This window comes from Vibrio sp. Vb1729 (genome assembly GCF_033338655.1).
GTDB classification, from domain to species: Bacteria; Pseudomonadota; Gammaproteobacteria; order Enterobacterales; family Vibrionaceae; genus Vibrio; species Vibrio alginolyticus.
Map to the genome: position 1 here is coordinate 403,689 of NZ_JAWOTB010000022.1, position 16,899 is coordinate 420,587.

20 protein-coding genes are annotated in these 16,899 nt (G+C 46.7%); 8 read left to right on the plus strand and 12 right to left on the minus strand.

Annotated features, from left to right (window positions below):
* Positions 1-41: 41 nt before the first annotated feature.
* The 5 genes from R7E29_RS13075 to R7E29_RS13095 form a co-directional block, all read right to left on the minus strand.
* Entirely contained in the window at positions 42-467 is a 426-nt protein-coding gene (locus R7E29_RS13075; RefSeq protein ID WP_017634369.1) for a VOC family protein, read from the minus strand.
* A 174-nt stretch (positions 468-641) separates the two neighbouring features.
* Positions 642-1,127, minus strand: coding sequence for a VOC family protein (locus R7E29_RS13080; protein WP_005374344.1), 486 nt, complete (start codon positions 1,125-1,127; stop codon positions 642-644).
* A 139-nt stretch (positions 1,128-1,266) separates the two neighbouring features.
* The gene (locus R7E29_RS13085; protein ID WP_213906615.1) at positions 1,267-1,596 is read right to left on the minus strand and encodes a DUF4144 domain-containing protein; all 330 of its coding nucleotides are present in this window, start codon (positions 1,594-1,596) and stop codon (positions 1,267-1,269) included.
* Between the two features lie 24 nt (positions 1,597-1,620).
* Entirely contained in the window at positions 1,621-2,157 is a 537-nt protein-coding gene (locus tag R7E29_RS13090) for a DUF924 family protein (protein WP_053304001.1), read from the minus strand.
* A 69-nt stretch (positions 2,158-2,226) separates the two neighbouring features.
* Positions 2,227-4,074 carry a M3 family metallopeptidase gene (locus R7E29_RS13095; RefSeq protein ID WP_213906614.1) on the minus strand — a complete coding sequence of 616 codons (1,848 nt, stop codon included), beginning with the start codon at positions 4,072-4,074 and terminating at the stop codon, positions 2,227-2,229.
* 276 nt (positions 4,075-4,350) lie between these two features.
* Between R7E29_RS13095 and R7E29_RS13100 the strand changes: the two genes are divergently transcribed.
* Positions 4,351-4,713, plus strand: a complete 363-nt coding sequence (locus R7E29_RS13100) for a hypothetical protein (protein ID WP_042522348.1) — start codon at positions 4,351-4,353, stop codon at positions 4,711-4,713.
* A gap of 69 nt (positions 4,714-4,782) precedes the next feature.
* Here R7E29_RS13100 and R7E29_RS13105 read toward each other — a convergent pair whose 3' ends face one another.
* Positions 4,783-4,956, minus strand: coding sequence for a hypothetical protein (locus tag R7E29_RS13105; RefSeq protein WP_005374332.1), 174 nt, complete (start codon positions 4,954-4,956; stop codon positions 4,783-4,785).
* Positions 4,957-5,190: 234 nt separating this feature from the next.
* Between R7E29_RS13105 and R7E29_RS13110 the strand changes: the two genes are divergently transcribed.
* The 3 genes from R7E29_RS13110 to R7E29_RS13120 all read left to right on the plus strand — a co-directional run bounded on the left by R7E29_RS13110 (position 5,191) and on the right by R7E29_RS13120 (position 8,997).
* Entirely contained in the window at positions 5,191-6,333 is a 1,143-nt protein-coding gene (locus tag R7E29_RS13110; protein WP_005374330.1) for a sugar diacid recognition domain-containing protein, read from the plus strand.
* 158 nt (positions 6,334-6,491) lie between these two features.
* The gene (locus tag R7E29_RS13115; protein WP_017634362.1) at positions 6,492-7,844 is read left to right on the plus strand and encodes a GntP family permease; all 1,353 of its coding nucleotides are present in this window, start codon (positions 6,492-6,494) and stop codon (positions 7,842-7,844) included.
* A gap of 16 nt (positions 7,845-7,860) precedes the next feature.
* A complete protein-coding gene (locus R7E29_RS13120) occupies positions 7,861-8,997 on the plus strand; it encodes a glycerate kinase (RefSeq protein WP_054576490.1) in 1,137 nt (378 codons plus the stop codon).
* Positions 8,998-9,092: 95 nt separating this feature from the next.
* On the opposite strand, the gene R7E29_RS13125 is transcribed toward R7E29_RS13120, so the two are convergent.
* A complete protein-coding gene (locus tag R7E29_RS13125) occupies positions 9,093-10,529 on the minus strand; it encodes a PLP-dependent aminotransferase family protein (RefSeq protein ID WP_054576489.1) in 1,437 nt (478 codons plus the stop codon).
* A 92-nt stretch (positions 10,530-10,621) separates the two neighbouring features.
* Between R7E29_RS13125 and R7E29_RS13130 the strand changes: the two genes are divergently transcribed.
* From R7E29_RS13130 to R7E29_RS13140, 3 genes are all read left to right on the plus strand, one after another.
* Entirely contained in the window at positions 10,622-11,521 is a 900-nt protein-coding gene (locus R7E29_RS13130) for a DMT family transporter (protein ID WP_054576488.1), read from the plus strand.
* A gap of 66 nt (positions 11,522-11,587) precedes the next feature.
* Positions 11,588-11,875, plus strand: a complete 288-nt coding sequence (locus tag R7E29_RS13135) for a hypothetical protein (protein WP_054576487.1) — start codon at positions 11,588-11,590, stop codon at positions 11,873-11,875.
* A 191-nt stretch (positions 11,876-12,066) separates the two neighbouring features.
* Positions 12,067-12,618, plus strand: coding sequence for a type II secretion system protein (locus R7E29_RS13140; RefSeq protein ID WP_258484217.1), 552 nt, complete (start codon positions 12,067-12,069; stop codon positions 12,616-12,618).
* A gap of 37 nt (positions 12,619-12,655) precedes the next feature.
* Here R7E29_RS13140 and R7E29_RS13145 read toward each other — a convergent pair whose 3' ends face one another.
* The 5 genes from R7E29_RS13145 to R7E29_RS13165 all read right to left on the minus strand — a co-directional run bounded on the left by R7E29_RS13145 (position 12,656) and on the right by R7E29_RS13165 (position 15,532).
* Positions 12,656-13,183 carry a GNAT family N-acetyltransferase gene (locus tag R7E29_RS13145; RefSeq protein WP_025768768.1) on the minus strand — a complete coding sequence of 176 codons (528 nt, stop codon included), beginning with the start codon at positions 13,181-13,183 and terminating at the stop codon, positions 12,656-12,658.
* 33 nt (positions 13,184-13,216) lie between these two features.
* Positions 13,217-13,684, minus strand: coding sequence for an HAD family hydrolase (locus R7E29_RS13150; protein ID WP_005374312.1), 468 nt, complete (start codon positions 13,682-13,684; stop codon positions 13,217-13,219).
* Positions 13,685-13,803: 119 nt separating this feature from the next.
* Positions 13,804-14,274: a GNAT family N-acetyltransferase gene (locus R7E29_RS13155; protein ID WP_005374310.1), complete on the minus strand. Its 471-nt coding sequence runs from the start codon at positions 14,272-14,274 to the stop codon at positions 13,804-13,806.
* A gap of 1 nt (position 14,275) precedes the next feature.
* A complete protein-coding gene (locus R7E29_RS13160) occupies positions 14,276-15,007 on the minus strand; it encodes a glucose 1-dehydrogenase (protein ID WP_054576485.1) in 732 nt (243 codons plus the stop codon).
* A 9-nt stretch (positions 15,008-15,016) separates the two neighbouring features.
* Entirely contained in the window at positions 15,017-15,532 is a 516-nt protein-coding gene (locus R7E29_RS13165) for a GNAT family N-acetyltransferase (RefSeq protein WP_213906613.1), read from the minus strand.
* A 270-nt stretch (positions 15,533-15,802) separates the two neighbouring features.
* On the opposite strand from R7E29_RS13165, the gene R7E29_RS13170 reads away from it, so the two are divergent.
* Positions 15,803-16,897, plus strand: a complete 1,095-nt coding sequence (locus R7E29_RS13170; RefSeq protein ID WP_053304006.1) for a NapC/NirT family cytochrome c — start codon at positions 15,803-15,805, stop codon at positions 16,895-16,897.
* The last annotated feature ends 2 nt before the right edge of the window (positions 16,898-16,899 follow it).

Sequence of the window (16,899 nt, forward strand, 5' to 3'; positions counted from 1 at the left end):
AACCTTGTTATTTTCAGAATATAACAAGGTTTTTTACTCGCTTACTCATCAATCACTTGAGGTTTTAACTCGACGACATTTCCTTCCGGATCATGTATATAGAGTGATCTACCGAACCCTTGTGCGCCATACCGCTTCGCAAACTCTTCGGTTTCAATGCCGCGCGCACGCAGATATTCCAGTAATTCATCCTCGGAAAAAGGCGCCAATTGCAGGCAAAAATGGTCAATATTACGACCATTTTGAACTGGTGGCTTACCGCCAAGTTGCCCTAACTCGCTGTCCACCGTCACCACATCAATCAATGCGTTACCTGCCCTAAGTTGAGTTAAACCAAGTTCCGTTACTTCGCGTTCGACAGGGCAGCCCAAAATGTCTCGATAGAAATGCAACATAGCATCGAGGTTACAGGTCCTTAAAACAACATGATCAAGCGCTTTGATGGCGATTGGATTTTTGGTGGGCATGCTTCACTCCTTTTTGCATTGTGTTGAGGTAAGTATAAAGTGACCTTAAAAGTGGTGAGAGAAATGATCAAATTCCAGATGTTTTTTTGCTAGAGCGAGTGCAGAAACACTGCAACTCAAAGCAAACAAAAAAGGCTAGCGTATTGCTAGCCTTTTGGAATATGGATGGGGCTATTACTCGTAATCAGAAGCGTAAGTTTCTTCGTAAGTGTGTGAGTAAAGCTCGAATAGGTTGCCGAATGGGTCTTCTAGGTAAACCATTTTCGCAGGCTTATTATCGTCTTCTGGGTGGTAACGCATGATGTCCATGCGAACTTTGCCACCTAGTGCTTCGGTGCGTTTGATAGCACCTTCAAAATCGTCTGTCTGCAAACAGAAATGGAAGATACCGATGCGAGAAAAATCCACTTCATGGCGCTCTTGACGCTCTTTCATTTCGAATAACTCAAGGCCGATGCCATCACTTGTCACAAGGTGCGCAATGTTGAAGCCTTTAAAGCCTTCCCCAAAGACCGCAATACACATTCTGCCAATTGCCGTTTCGCGTTCTTCAATCACTTTCGTGTTGCCCATAACGACTTTTAGACCTAGCGCTTGCGTGTAAAACTCAACCGCTTTGTCCATATCTCCGACCATAATACCGACATGATTCATTTTCATTTGTTTGCTCCCAACATGTGTGTTTGAACGTTGTCTGGTTTCGATGTGGGAGAGTATATGGTGCGATGTTGATTACGTGAAATTATCATAAATTATAAAAATGATAATTTTATTTAATGCTATGCATGTTGGGATTGAGTTAGTGAGCTAAGGCCTCAACAGCTTGCCTCACCGAGGTGAAATGAATCTTGATAATGCACCGTTGCGCGAGGCTGAATTCATGCGATTGGATTAATGACGTAACCTCTTCTACGGACAGCGTTCGTTCTTTTGGGTGTAAAAGAGTGGTGTTCGAACCATTGTTTTTCAATTCGAACGTTTTGCCATTTGAGTCAATAACGTAATCATCTTGCCCAAAAATGAGGGCTTCGCATTCAGAGTCTAAGTCGGACTGGGAATGCGTGTAGATCAGCTCATCGTCGCCGTCTAGTTTTAGCAAGCATGGCCAGCATACTGCGTGGTCTCTCATGGTTAACTCATTATTCATTGTTATTTAGAAACTTGACCCAGGTTGTTGCAAAAACGCTAACTCTTCGGGAGTGCTCTCTCTTCCCAGTATCGCATTGCGATGAGGATAGCGCCCAAACTGGTCGATGATGGCTTTGTGTTTTAGCTCAAAATCGTAGTTATTTTCAAGCCCTGATGCGCGGAACAATTTTTCAGCTTCGACATGAATGAGGCGAGATTCGCTGTGCATAAACGGCATGTACAAAAAACTTAGCTGCTCAGGCGCTAATTCTTTGTCATGACCTAACCGAATTGCCTCTTGAGCCAATGCTAATGCGAGTGGGTCTTGTGCAAACGCTTTTGGGGTGTTGCGATACACATTACGTGAAAACTGGTCGAGGACGATGATTTCGGCTAATCGTCCTTGTGTGCTGTCACGCCAATTAAACAGTTCACAACGAGCCGCTTGTTCTAATACCGAGGCAAATCGCGATGTAATACGCTTGTCCAGTTCTGGGTTGTTTTCAAACCAATTTTGGGGCGATAGCTCCTCGAACCAAAATTTGATGACTTCTTGGTACATGGATCTTCCTTCCTATTGCATTAGCTAAAGAATAAAAAGCCAGAAGGCGAGCTCCTGGCTTTCTGCGTGTTATCGACCGTAAGTCTCTACGATGTAATGTTCAAAATCGTCACACATTTGTTCGTCAGAGATGGTGTTGCTTGCCAGCTCTTTACTGCCGTCGACGACTTTAATCGCGGCGTTCAGTGAAGCGACTGGTACTCGCTCTCGCGTCGCAAGTGAGTCGATTTTCTTCTGCTGCACTTCCCATGCCTGTTCTGGTGACAGGTTACACACGTCTGCAAGGTATTTGGCATTGAAGCCTTCGCCAGTCAGGCTGACAATGGTTTCGTTGTGCGACAAGTGATTGCCTGCGTGCCAGTAGTGTTTTGCCAGCAGTGGGCCAATTTCTGGGTTATCCGTTAGGTAACCAAACTTCTCAAGGAAGTATGCACGGGTCTGGTACACCGCCATGTGCGCGAGTAGGTAACCTTGATACGCACAAGCCGCTTCGTCGGATAGCAAATGTGGAATCGCCATCAGTGGGCGAGGGCTGCATTCCAAACCAAGGATCTGTTTTTCACAATCGCGAGCCAGCTTAGTGATGCGCTCTGGCGTTAACTCGTCATCGCTCAGTTGATACAACGCGCGCTCAAAATATGGCACAACCAAGATGCTACGTTCTTCATAAGCTTTGAATGGCTGACGGCTGTTGATCATTGCTTGAATAATCTCATCAGGAACAGAATTCCCTTCATCATCCAGTGCGTACTGTTTTAGCCAATCGGCATCGGTTAACAGGCTATCACAGAACATCGACTGAGTTTCTGCATAAGCCATTGACGTCGGCGCAAACTCCTGCGAGAAACAAGGCGCGTTCATTTTTACGTTCGCAAAGTGTGCTGCGTGGCCGCCTTCGTGGAACAGCGTGTTAATGCCATCGTAGCCGCTTCCCACTTGGTCTGGTTTGGCATTACTGGTGAAGTTCACCTGCGCTGCGACCCATTCGCCTTGATTATAGAAAGAAGGGATAGGGCCGTGGCAGAACCCATTCGGGTACTTACCTTTGCGATCTAGTAAATCCAGCGTTAGCGTCGCGCCAGAGTAATCAATATTTAGGCGACCAAATGATTCTACCCAGCGTCTCAGAGATTTTGAGAACGGCACGTATGGGTCAAGGTCACGCATAACGTCACCCGCGAATGAGTAAACAAAGTTGTAGCCTGCTAGTGCGCTTGCACCTTTCTCTTTCGCCAAGTTTTCTAAGCTGTTTAGGTGTGCATCTCGCGTGCGTTGTTCGAAATCTTCCAAAATCTCGAATAGCTGCTCAGTGCTCATGTTTTCCGTTTTTTGCACGGAGTAATCAAAGAAAGTCGCATAACCCAGTGAGCGAGCGAACTGGTTGCGCAGTTTGATCAGTTCAATAAAGCCGTTTCGCAGTAGCCATTGTTCAAGGTTCAGCAACGCTTGATGAGCCGATTGGCGAACTTCTTCATGATTGCTAGTGCGAATGGTTGAGCTTAATACTGGAAGTGAACCTTCTACTTGCTCGCCGTTCTCATCGGTAAATGTTTGTACGTGGTTCTGTTTTTTCTCGAAGAGCTCAGCTTCAAAGGCAATGAGCTGATTTTTCAACGCTTGTGCTTTTTCGCCCTCGATAGCGTGAGATTCAAACATCGCCAGCCAACCAGATAGACCCGTAATGGTTTGTTGTTTCTCTTGTGGGTCGGTAATTGAGTCCGCGGCTTCAAGCTGTTGTTTGATGGCAGTAATTTGCTCGGCGTTGCTTAAAAAGCTTGTCCATGCCGTTTGTGCTTGCGTCGAGCCATCATGGTCATCGCTGATCCCCATGTAAGTTTCCCAAAAGAAATCTTCTTTGGTGCGGTGAATCGCAAGGTAACGTTGATTGAGGTCGTTGAGGTAATCCGTTGCGGTCATTTTGATCCTTCAAATGGTTTCGTTATGTAGACAGTTGATTATTGCACGCTTGGTCGCGAGAAAGGAACGCTAATCTCATTTGTCGATTTTGCATCGCGTAAAGGTGATTTTACTATTTGTTTACATTTGGGTGAGTTAATAGGAGTTATGAGCTTGCAGTGTTAAGACTGGTATGGAGTTTACAGTTTATTAAGTAATTAATCTGCGGTGCGCTATCGATGATCCTTATCAGGTGTAATAAGATTTCCATATCGTGGCGATACAGTTGGAAACGATATGATAAATAAGACAAAAGTTACGTTATTGGCGGTAGGTACGATTTTAGTTGGATGTTCCACAGTCGCGCCGCCAAGAAATGATGCGGTTGAAAGCATTCAACAAAAGTGTTCTGTGATTTTAGGCAATGATGTTGCTGGCGATCAGCGCTGGCAGACGTACAACGGCTTGCTTGTAGAATATGCCGTGCATGGCGTTAAGAGTCAGGCGCAACTGGAACGCTTTGAAGCGTTTGTGCAGCGAGTACAAAATGATGAATCTGGACAGTTAGTTACCGAGCTGATTGAAGTCACCGATTGGGGATGCTCAAACGGCAATTATCTTGAAGAGATGGGCTTGTTTATTCAAGAAGTTCAAAAGTAGAAAACCGAGCGTTAAGTCGCTCGGCTTTTCTGTTTGTGGAGCGCTTTGTGCGCTGGTTAGTCAGGACGTTTACTCCTCTGGATACTCGCCCATACCTTGCGTTTTACCTTCCGCTTTCCAATGCTCTCCAGGGGCAAATGCTTCATCGCATAAATCTACGGTGTAGCCCATTTCTGTGATTTCCTTCAAAGTGAGGTTATCAGCAATATTTGCAACTTCCCCCGATTTATTCCGTAACTCCATGTTGATCTCTCCTCTGTAGGTAGACGAGTGGCATCAATGCACAGTGAAGAATGCATTGGTAACCTTTGTTCTAAGTATATAACCCTCTGCTAAAAATGAAGGTTTAATCCACTTTTTAAATATGGGTAATTGGATGATGCTTTGAGCTGCTTCCGTTATTTAGAACCGCAGCATCGCGATAGTTTGCCATTTGTGATTTATTGAGTGATTAAACGGTCAATTTGGAAACTCGAAATGGTGATTCTCGACCACGCTTTAGCACAACAAATTGTTGATCGAACCATGTCCATCATTGGTCACAATGTGAATGTGATGAACTCGGCAGGCATCATCATTGGCAGTGGCGACCCTAAACGTGTTGGGCAAGTGCATGATGGCGCGGTACTGGCTCTGAATCATGGCGATTCGCTAGAGCTTAATGAGCAGCAATGTTTGACGTTGCAGGGTGTCAAACCCGGTATCAATATGCTGTTGAAATTGCATGGTGACGTGGTCGGTATTGTTGGTGTCACAGGCGAGCCGGAGAAAATCCGAGATTTTGCCAAACTGGTTAAAATGACCGCTGAATTGACAATCGAGCAAGCCGCGCTGGTGGAAAAATTTCAGTGGGACAGACGTCATCGCGAAGAGTTTATTCTGGCTTGGATCAATGGGAAATTGACCGATGAAGAGCTGAAAGATTGGGCGATGCGTCTTTCTATCGATGTTACTCAACCACGGGTGGCAACGGTGATTGAAGTCTCGACGCCGTCGGCCTCAAAAAGCATGAAGAGTGTGCGCAATATTGTTGAACTGCTTGAATACCCAGAGCGTAACAACCTAGTTGCGATTGTCTCGGTGAATGAAATTGTGGTGTTGAAACCGTGTCATTCCGCCAAGCAGTGGGATAGCCAAGTTGAAAGTGAGCGCATTGATAAGTTGATGTCGCGTTTAAGCGATCACGATTCGCATACGTTTCACATTGCGCTAGGGCAGCTGTTTAATGAGCCTAAAGATGTCGCGTTGTCATACCAAAGTGCGAAGCAGGTATTAGCCATTGGCAAGCAGTTCTACCCAGAGAAACGTAAGTACCTGTTCGATGAACTTCGTTTGCCTGTTTTGTTAGCGCCGTTGGCGGATATTTGGCAAGGTGAACAAATTATTGATGGTGTGAAACGGTTGAAAGAGAAAGACAAATCTGGGCAATTATTGAAAACCCTAGATGCACTGTTTGAATGCAATGGCAATGTAACAGAATGCTCTAAAATGCTGTTTATTCACCGGAACACTCTGCGCTATCGGTTAGAGAAAATCACCGAGATAACAGGGCTACCAACAACCAATTTTGTGGGGTTAGCGGAGCTTTATATTGCGACTCGGCTCTCAAAAATGTCGTGATGTTGTGCATTTGCACAATACGCGTTATTTTTTGACCACATCATTTGTCACTCCGCCTAAAGGAATTCGAAAGCAAACGATTAATAATTCATGCGTCCCTACATGTTGAGTGAGCCAACACGGACTCGCTCAGCAAAATAAGAATAAATGGAGTTATCATGAACCTTATATTAATCCTGCTTGGGGTGATCGCATTTATTGTGCTCACGACCACCAAATTCAAATTACATCCCTTTTTAGCGCTGATCATCGCAGCGTTTCTTGCGGCATTTGCTTACGGATTACCGGCAGATAGCATTGCCAAAACCATTGCTTCTGGCTTTGGCGGTATCCTTGGTTACATTGGTTTGGTTATCGTTTTAGGTACCATCATTGGTGTTATTTTGGAAAAAAGTGGTGCGGCGATCACCATGGCCGATACGGTCATCAAAGTGTTGGGTGAGCGTTTCCCAACATTGACCATGAGCATCATCGGTTACATCGTTTCTGTTCCAGTATTTTGTGATTCAGGCTTTGTCATTCTGAACTCGCTCAAAGAATCACTCGCTAAGCGTTTAAAAACCTCAAGCGTTGCGATGAGTGTGGCGTTGGCAACTGGCCTATACGCAACGCACACGTTTGTGCCGCCAACTCCTGGCCCGATTGCCGCTGCGGGTAACTTAGGCCTGGAATCTAACCTTGGTTTAGTGATTGGTGTGGGTGTGTTTGTTGCAGCGGTTGCGGCGTTAGCGGGGATGTTGTGGGCGAACCGATTCCAACATGTTGAACCAGATGGCATTGAAGCCGCAGAAGAAATTCAGCAAGACTGGCAAGCACTCAAAGCGTCTTACGGCAAATTGCCAACGGCGAGCCAAGCATTCGCTCCTATTTTTGTTCCTATCTTATTGATCTGTTTTGGCTCTATCGCGAAATTCCCAAGCCTACCGCTGGGCGAAGGTTTTGTGTTTGATGTTCTGACTTTCTTAGGACAGCCACTAACGGCATTGGTGATTGGCCTGTTCCTTTCTGTTCGTCTACTCAAGTCAGATAACAAGATTGAAGAATTTGGCGAGCGAATCAGCCAAGGTATTACGGCTGCTGCGCCTATTCTTTTGATTACCGGTGCGGGTGGTGCTTTTGGCGCGGTATTAAAAGCAACGCCGCTAGGTGAATACTTAGGTACGACGCTATCGGCGCTGGGCGTGGGTATTTTCATGCCATTTATCGTTGCGGCTGCGCTAAAGTCGGCGCAAGGTTCATCAACGGTTGCATTGGTGACCACATCGGCTTTGGTTGCGCCTATGCTTACGCAATTGGGGCTCGATTCAGAAATGGGCCGCGTATTAACGGTGATGGCGATCGGTGCTGGTGCGATGACGGTTTCTCATGCAAACGACAGTTTCTTCTGGGTAGTTTCGCAGTTTAGCCGCATGTCGGTGGGCTTAGCGTACCGCGCGCAAACCATGGCTACGCTCGTTCAAGGTGTCACGGCAATGGCATTGGTGTACATTTTGAGCCTCGTTCTCTTATAAGTCTCTGGAAATACGTATGAAAGTGGTAATTGCACCTGATTCATTTAAAGAAAGCTTAACCGCCAAACAAGTGAGCGAGGCGATCAAAACGGGTCTTGCTCGCGTATGGCATGATGCCGAGTTTGTTACGGTTCCGGTCGCAGACGGTGGCGAAGGCACGGTTCAATCTTTGATAGATGCAACTCAAGGCGAACAAGTCTTCACAACGGTGACCGCGCCATTAGGGAATGATGTTGAAGCGTTTTATGGCATCCTCGGCGACGGCGAAACCGCGGTTATTGAAATGGCGGAGGCCAGTGGTCTGCACCTTGTGCCGAGTGATGCTCGCGACCCAAAACTGACCAGCAGCATTGGTACTGGACAGCTGATCAAACACGCGCTAGATAGAGGTATTCAACGCTTAATCATTGGTTTGGGCGGCAGCGCTACCAATGATGGTGGCGTGGGCATGTTGACCGCGTTGGGGGTGGCGTTTCTTGATGAATCTGGTCATGCAATTACCCCAAATGGAGGCGGGTTAGCGGCGCTTGCGTCCATCGATATTTCTGGTCTTGACCCTCGTTTAGCAACTTGCGAAATGTTGGTAGCGTGCGATGTTGATAACCCACTCTGTGGTGACAAAGGCGCGTCGGCTATCTTTGGCCCTCAAAAGGGAGCGACCGTATCAGACGTCACTCTGCTCGATAACGCATTGCGCAAGTTTGGCGAGTTGACGGAACAAGCGACGGGTAAGCATGTACTGACTCGTGAAGGGGCGGGTGCTGCTGGTGGTATGGGCGCGGCCTTGCTCGGGTACACGCCAGCACGTTTGCAACCGGGAATTGAGATTGTGCTTGAAACGGTCAAACTTGCTCAGCATGTTGCGGATGCGGATATCGTATTTACAGGCGAGGGTCGAATCGATCATCAAACCGCACATGGCAAAACGCCGATGGGCGTTGCTCAGGTCGCCAAGCAGTGTAATTTACCAGTCATTGCATTAGCAGGCTGTGTGGGCGACAACTATCAGGCGGTTTATGAGTGCGGCATTGATGCGGTGTTTGCTTGTGTACCAAGGGCGATGAGCTTACCTGAGGCCATGAAAGAGGCCGACGTCAACGTTGCCAATTTAGCCGAAAACGTCGCGAGAATGTGGCAAATTAAGTCGCACTGAAAGCGATGACGATATGAAAAACTCCACCTTTGCGTGGAGTTTTTTGTTGTTACCTGTTTGCGTGTGTCGGCATAAGTTCATTTAGTAAGAGCGAGTTAACAGGCATGCTTTGCTATCAATTTTGCCAGTGTTTGCATCGCGTGACCCCAATCGGTTTCATGACCAAAGTTTGCCACGCTGAGGCGTACGCAATGCCGATATTGCCCTTGAGTGCCAAATACGGTGCCGGGAAGTAGGCTGATTCTGTGCTTATTGCATGCTTGATACAACGCATAGCTGTCCGTGTCTTCGGGCAGTCGCAACCAAAGCAAGAACGAACCTTGCACGGCGTTGATCTGGTATCGATTTTTTAGAGGTTCGTATTCATCCAAGTATTGATGAAGCATCTGGATAAATCGGCGCATGTTGTTTTGATAAACCCGACCCATTCGCGCAGTATGCGTTCGATACTTGCCTGACGTTAGAAACGTTGCCACGGCGGATTGCATCAGGTTCAAACTGCCCATGTTCTCACACAGTAGATATTGCTCAATCTGATCTCGATATCGCCCCGCCAACATCCAACCAATTCTCAAACGCGAATCGAGCGTTTTGGATAACGAATTCACGTAAATTACGCGTTGCTTGTCATCGAGCAATCTCAAGCTTGGTAACGGCTTGTCATAGCTTAACCCGCCAAACACATCGTCTTCGATAATAGGAATATTGCCAGATGCCAAGAGCAATCGCTGGCGCTTTTCTAGCGGCATCATGGCACCAGTAGGGTTGGTGAAGTTTGGCGTTACGATGATCGCTTTTATGTCCCATGTCGCCATTGCTTTTGCTAAGGCTTCGGGGCACATACCGTCGCGTGGGCAACTCGGAATTTCCACCACTTTGAGGCCGAGTGATTCTAGCATCAATAAGTTGCCAAAATAGCAAGGGGACTCCACCGCGACGATATCGCCTTTTTGTGTCGTTGCGCGCAGCGCTAGGCTAATGGCTTGTTGCGCGCCGTGCGTCACCATGATCTCATCCAACTTGGCTGGCGTGCCCAAATCTTGTGTGATTTTCGCTAGTTGTTTGATTAAGAGGTGATCACCGGGTGGTAATTGGTAATGGCTCGGTACATGCGTTTGCTGGCGGCTGTGGCGGCCGATCTCGGCGTACAAGCTTTTGATCGCGGGGGAGTCAATGTTTGGGTGGGCAGAACCGGTAGGCAAACGCTCTTGGTATTCAGGGTACGTGAGGATTTCTTTGCAGATCGAGAGCAAATCCACGCGAGTCGGATCCGGAATTGAGCGAGAGGTCGGCAAGGCGACTTTAACTCGATAACCCGATTTGGGAACCGAGTACACCAAGTTTTGTGCTTCCAACTCTTGATACGCACGAATCACGGTATTTTTACTGACGTTTAATTCTTGGCTCAACGAGCGAATGGAGGGCAGTCGATCATCCGCCTGATAAACGCCACCACTGATGGCTTGTTTGAGGTGTTTTTCCACCACGAGGTACTTATTCCCTTCACCGCTTCCCAATAAATCTGTACCCATAAAAACACTTCCATCTGTCACTTTTTGAAAATACTGTACCTAATTACATTAGCAGTATCTCAAAACATAAAACAAGCGTGAGTGAGGCGATCATGTTAATCCGAGCCATCCCTTTTGTATTTGTCGTCCTTTGGGCTTCTGGATTCGTTGGTGCGCGTTTTGGTTTGCAATATGCCGAGCCAGCGACACTACTTTCTATCCGTATGGCATTCAATGTCTTATTGTTTTTGGTTCTTGTGGCGGTATTGCGTAGAAGGTTGCCGACAGGAAAAGATTTTTGGCACAGCTGTGTGGTTGGTGCGTTGATCCACGGTTTCTATCTGGGCGGTACTTATTTCGCTATCGCCTTGGGTATGCCTGCTGGGTTGAGTTCGTTGCTGGTGGGTATTCAACCGATTTTAACCGCGGCTTTGCTGGTGGCGTTTGTTCGTGAGGAATTTAAACCCTCGCAATGGTTGGGTTTGGCTCTTGGTTTTGTCGGTATCGCTATGGTGTTGATGGGCAAAATGGAGTGGCAATCCGAGCAGCATAAAGTGTTGGCCATTGGTTTGTGTTTGTTGGCTTTGGTTGGTATCACGCTAGGGACGCTTTATCAGAAAAAACATTGCCAACAAGTGGATATGGTGGGTGGTGCGACGGTGCAATATTTGGCCGCGCTCGTCATGTTTCTGCCCGTTGCGATGCAGTTTGAAACCATGCAAGTGCAGTGGGAACTGGAGTTTATTTTGACTGTGTTGTGGTTGGTCGTCGTGCTCTCTTGTGTAGCTATTCTACTGCTGCTGTACATGGTTAAGAACGGTGCTGCATCGAGCGTAGCTTCTGTATTCTACCTGGTGCCGCCAACGACGGCGATTCAGGCTTGGCTCGCGTTTGGAGAGTCATTTGATTGGATGGGGATTTCTGGTTTCGTACTGGCAGCTACGGCGGTGTATTTGGTGGTTAAAAAGCCGGATCTGACGATAAAGAAATCGATTCAAACAGAATATACCTAAATTGGGTAGGGACATTTGCGTGCCAGTGGGTACAATCTGCTTCATCTTAATCCGTGGAGCAGAATGATGAAGGTAAAGCCAGATCGAATGACCGCCATGCGTAGCATCATAGAGCAAGTAAAAGCGGAACTACCAATTTATGAACCAGAAACGTTTGTATGTGGACCAGAAGGGCAGTGCATTGGCTGTCCGAAGAAATTGTTGGAAATGGTCGATTCAGAAGTCACTTATTGGGAGTCAGCCATGGAGCGCGGCGTTGTTCCGCAGTTCGATGAGATTCGTCGTTTTGGCAAAATGTGCACGAATGTTCGTCGTGGTCTGGTGCGAAATAATGTGCCTTTACTCAGTAACTAGAGAGTAAAACCGTCTAATATCTGACACATAGCGTCGTTTTGTTACACTGCTCTTTGGCTGCTGTTCTCAAGTTTGAGTGGTGTTTGTCTCTTCTTACCCCTTAAGCCTTTAATCGTAAGAAATTGGCGATATATTGGCTCGGTCTCACATGGATGTGGGGCTAGTGTCTTGGGCTAGTTGAGATAAGAAACGTGAAATCAAAGGGATTTACGCTGATGGAAATCACCATAGTGCTTACCACTTTGGCTTTCATCGCATTAGCTGCTTTACCAGTACTACTCGATATTCATCGCCAAGCATACGCTGCGATGCTGCACAGTTCTCAGTCTTCTTTGGGTACGGCTCTCAAATTCTTTCATGCTCAATCAGTGATTGATAACGCTTACGGCCAAGAGCACGTTCACTACATTGACCGACATGTCAAAACACGCAAAGGCATGCCAGAAGCGAGTGCCGATAGTATTCGAGCTTTGTTAGAAATCGATCTACCAGCCAGAGGTTATTCGAAAATTGACGTGCCGTGCAAAGGCAGTGATTTTTGCATCATCGGTCTGCAGCACCCAAACAGTGCTCATTTTGTCGCTATTCCTGATTATCAGTTCTTAGATAAATCGGGTGTTGATCGCGTTGTGTACATTTGGCCGCAAGGTTACACACTGGCAGAAGAAGCATGCTATTTCTATTACGTGAATCAAGCCTCTAACGATTCAATTGTTCGAGGGCATGTGACGCAAGGGTGTTAACCCCGAATAAGTGTTGCGAACAACGGTTATCGTGACTCTACAAATCGGGGTTTTTCGAACGGCTTTGCGCTTTATACAATACCATTTTTTGACTCATCAAGACTTTACCATTTGGCAAGGTCACTTCCCCAAGTTCCCCCTGATGTTCAAATCCAAACCGTTCATACAAAGCAATCGCTGGTGTGTTGGTTGTGTATACGTAGAGTGCGATTTGGTCGTAACCAAATTCCCAACCACGTGCGATCGCGACTGCCAATAGTTTCCGCCCCAATCCTTTGCCTCGGTAGTTTTTGTCGATGTGAATACCAAGAATACCGACGCGAAGGCGTTGCCCTCTTTCGTAACCGCACATCTCAGCTGGGTAGATTTCAACACTACCGATAAGTTTTTGGCGGTCAAACGCGACAAACTGAGGGATGGACTCGTTTTCCACACGTTGCAGGATTCTGCGAAGCGTTGCGTTATCGGGTGCCGGAGAAATCAAAAATTCCCCTTCGGAGTACACTCGATTCCACAGCGCGGTGAAGCGCGCGATATCGCTCACCTTGATGGATCTGATTTGCATTCATCTTCCTTGATTAGTGCAGGTTAGTAACGGTTAGGGGATAAGCTCAGATAAACAACGAATTTGGTTAGGAATGGCTTCGGCTGGTGCATCAGCGCCCGTTGGGTTAAACCAAATTGTGTTTACGCCCGCTTTCATCGCAGGATAAATATCTTTGTGAGGTAAATCGCCAACCATGGTTATTCCACTCACGTTAACCCCTAACTGTTTTGCGATGGCGAGATAAAACTCAGGTTGGTTTTTAGCGATGCCGAGGTTGGCAAAACAAAAATAGCCATTTAAGTATTGGTCTAAGTCGACGCGAACAAATGCACGCTGAACCTCTTCCATGTTGGAATCAGATGCACTGGTCGCAATGTAGATGGGATGATTTTGGGAAAGTATTGCCAGTGTTTCTCTGGCTTGAGGAACTGCTTCTACGTGTTCCCAATCGCACATTTTTCCTTGTGCGTGAGGGAAATCTACCATCAAGGTGTTCCCCCAATCGAAAAGATAAATCATGTTCGAATCTCCTTATCCGCACATCATATCGTCTTTTTCTAAAATCAGGGGGGTAAATTGCATCGATAAATGCGATTTAGGTGGGTTTAGTCGTGAAAAGCGCTTAATTGTCTTTATCGTTACAAATGTTTCAGCATAATGCGTGAGTTAGTTTTAAAACCTTGATTATCGTAAAAGCGCTGTGCTGGCTGATTGAATTCCATCACTTCCAATCGAACTTGTGTGGCATTGGCATCGCGCGCCCATTGCTCACAGGCTTGGAGCAGTTGGCGGCCGATTCCTTGCTGCTTTTGCGCTTCATCGACAACAATTGTTCCCACGCGACAAATTGGGTCTTTGATCAGAAAACTGACGGTGTCGTTTTGGGTGATCATCGCGGTTAAGAAGCCGAGAATTTGCTGTTCGCGTTCGGCAATCAAAAAGAGTCGCTCTTTGTTCTCTAGTGCTTGTGCAAGAAATTCACGGTCAGCTTCTGAAGGCGCAACAAAGGCTTCTGGCGCATTCGCAAAATGCAGTGAATTAATTTGAAAATTAAGCTGAAAAATTCCGTCTAAATCATCGGGAATCGCTTGTCGGATATGGACTTGCATTCTATCTGCCCCCTGCAATATCGATAAATGATCCTGTGACATAAGAGGCTTCGTCACTTAATAGCCAAGCGATCGCATTTGCCACTTCTTCTACCGTGCCACCGCGTTTAAGAGGAATTTGAGGGCTGAGTCTATCTACTCGGTTTGGTTCTCCGCCGTCGGCATGCATATCAGTGTAAATGAAACCAGGTCGAACGCCATTGACGCGAATATTGCGCTCTGCCAACTCTAGCGAGAGCCCTTTAGTTAAGGTATCCATCGCGCCTTTTGATGTGGCGTAATCGACATACTCAAATGGCGCGCCTGAGCGCGACGCTCCAGAGGAGACATTCACAATTGCACCGCCTGCACTGAATCGCTTCGCCGCTTCTCGACAGCAGAGAAAACAGCTATTCACATTGGTGTTCATTACTTTCTGAAAGCGTTCCAAGCTGATTTCTGACAAAGGCGATTGAGTAAATAGGATGCCAACGTTGTTGACCAAGTGCGTCACTGCACCAAATTCACGTTCTGTTTCATCAAACAAGGAGAGCACTTGCTTCTCATCGGCTACGTCTGCGGCGATGGCAATCGCTTTGCCACCGTTTGCTTGTATTTCTGCCACAACTTGGTCGGCGGCCTCTTGCTGAGTGCGGTAATTAACGCAAGCGCGATAGCCTTGCTCGGCCAGCTTTTTCGCCGCTGCGGCTCCAATGCCTCGGCTTGCGCCGGTAATGATGACTACTTTATTCAAAATACGTCCTTATTTTTGTAGTGAGTAGATTTTATCGGCGTAGGGTTTGCCACCAATTTGGTATGCGTCTGGAATGACCTCAATGAGTTCGAAACCACATTTTATCAGGACACGTTCTGACGCAATATTGCCTTCAGTGACCGTCGCGGAAAAGTGGTTGATGTTATGTGTCGAGGTTGCCCAGTATAGAAGCGCTTGAAGAGTTTCTGTTCCAAACTGTTGGCCATGAAATTCCGGCAAAAGTAAGTAACCTACCTCTGCCTTACCGTTTTCAATAGCAAAGCCAGTGATGCCGATGGGTTGTTCAGATTGCTTATCGAGTATTACAAGGCAAAGCCAATGCTGGCAATTTGGGGTCCATGGTAATAATCGCGAAGCAAATTTTTCTCTTATTTCTGTTTCGCTGGGACGATCGAAACAGAGCGCAATAACCTCTTGTTCGGAGAGTAATCGTTGAAAGAGTTCCCAGTCACTGGCTTTGGTGGGTCTTAATTGGCTTCTGTGCGTCTCGATATAAACTGACATGCGTGTCCTTACTGCATCAATGTGGAGATTCAGTCTCTCATCCTCTTATCTGTTTAATCAAATAGTTGCATTCATAAAAGTGATTTATGTGGTGAATAGTTGGCTGGGTAATGGATTATTGCCATATATTCATCTTTGAGATGCAAATAACAAAATTTCATACTTGAGGCATACAGAGCAACACGGAAATGATGTGGATCAAGAGAGGACTACCCATAAAGTAGTAATTTGCGACCTATAATTACATTTTATTTGGAAGTGTTGCTAATTATGTCAATAAAAAAACGATATGTTGCACTGCTGGTTGCTGCCGGCATTGGTGTGGGCTGGTTAACTTTGGGGGGGAGTGCGGTAGTAATGCATTACACCTCAGATACTGAATTTTGTCTCTCGTGCCACTCTATGGAAACCCCTTACAAAGAGTACCAAGGCTCAGTGCACTTCAGTAATGCGAAAGGCATTCGCGCGGAATGTTCTGACTGTCATATTCCTCAAGAACCAATGGATTACCTGATCACCAAAATTCGCGCGTCGAAAGATATCTACCATGAATTTGTGACAGGTAAGATCGACACGCCAGAGAAATATGAAGCACATCGTAAAGATATGGCTGAAACGGTATGGGCTCAGTTCCGTGAAAATGATTCAGCGACGTGTCGTTCGTGTCATGATTTCGATGCAATGGAAGAGTTTGAGCAATCACGTGATGCGGCGAAGATGCACGCTTACGCGAAAGCAAACGATCAAACGTGTATCGATTGTCATAAAGGTGTGGCGCACTTTGCACCAGAAGCAGAGCTAGACAGCAAGGCATTTGAAACGTTGATGAGCTTCACCACAAAAACATCACCTGGTGCCAAAGTCGTTTACCCTGTGACTGAAATCGCAATGGGTGAGATGGGTAAAATTAACCCAACGACGAAGTTGGAAGTAATCAGCTCTGAAGGCGACAACCGCACTGTTAAGTTGAACGCATTCCAAATGAAAGGCGCAGAGCAAGTGCTTTACATGGGAGAAGGTCAACGTGCCATCGTAGCAACGCTAACAGAGCAAGGCCAACAAGCGCTTGAAACTGGTGAATTTGAGGCAGATGTTTACGGCAACGAATGGCGCGCGGTTTCTCTAACTGGCGCTATTGATTCTCCAGTTGTTGACACGCTTGAACCAGTATGGTCATACGCAGAAGAGTTGGACAACGTTTACTGTGCAACTTGTCACGCGAAAATTCCTTCAAATCACTTCACAGTGAATGCATGGGGACCGGTAGCGAAAAGTATGGGTGATCGAACTGATATTTCAGCCGAGAACCTAGAAATTCTAACCAAGTTCTTCCAGCACCACGCGAAAGATGTGGTTGGTCACTAACG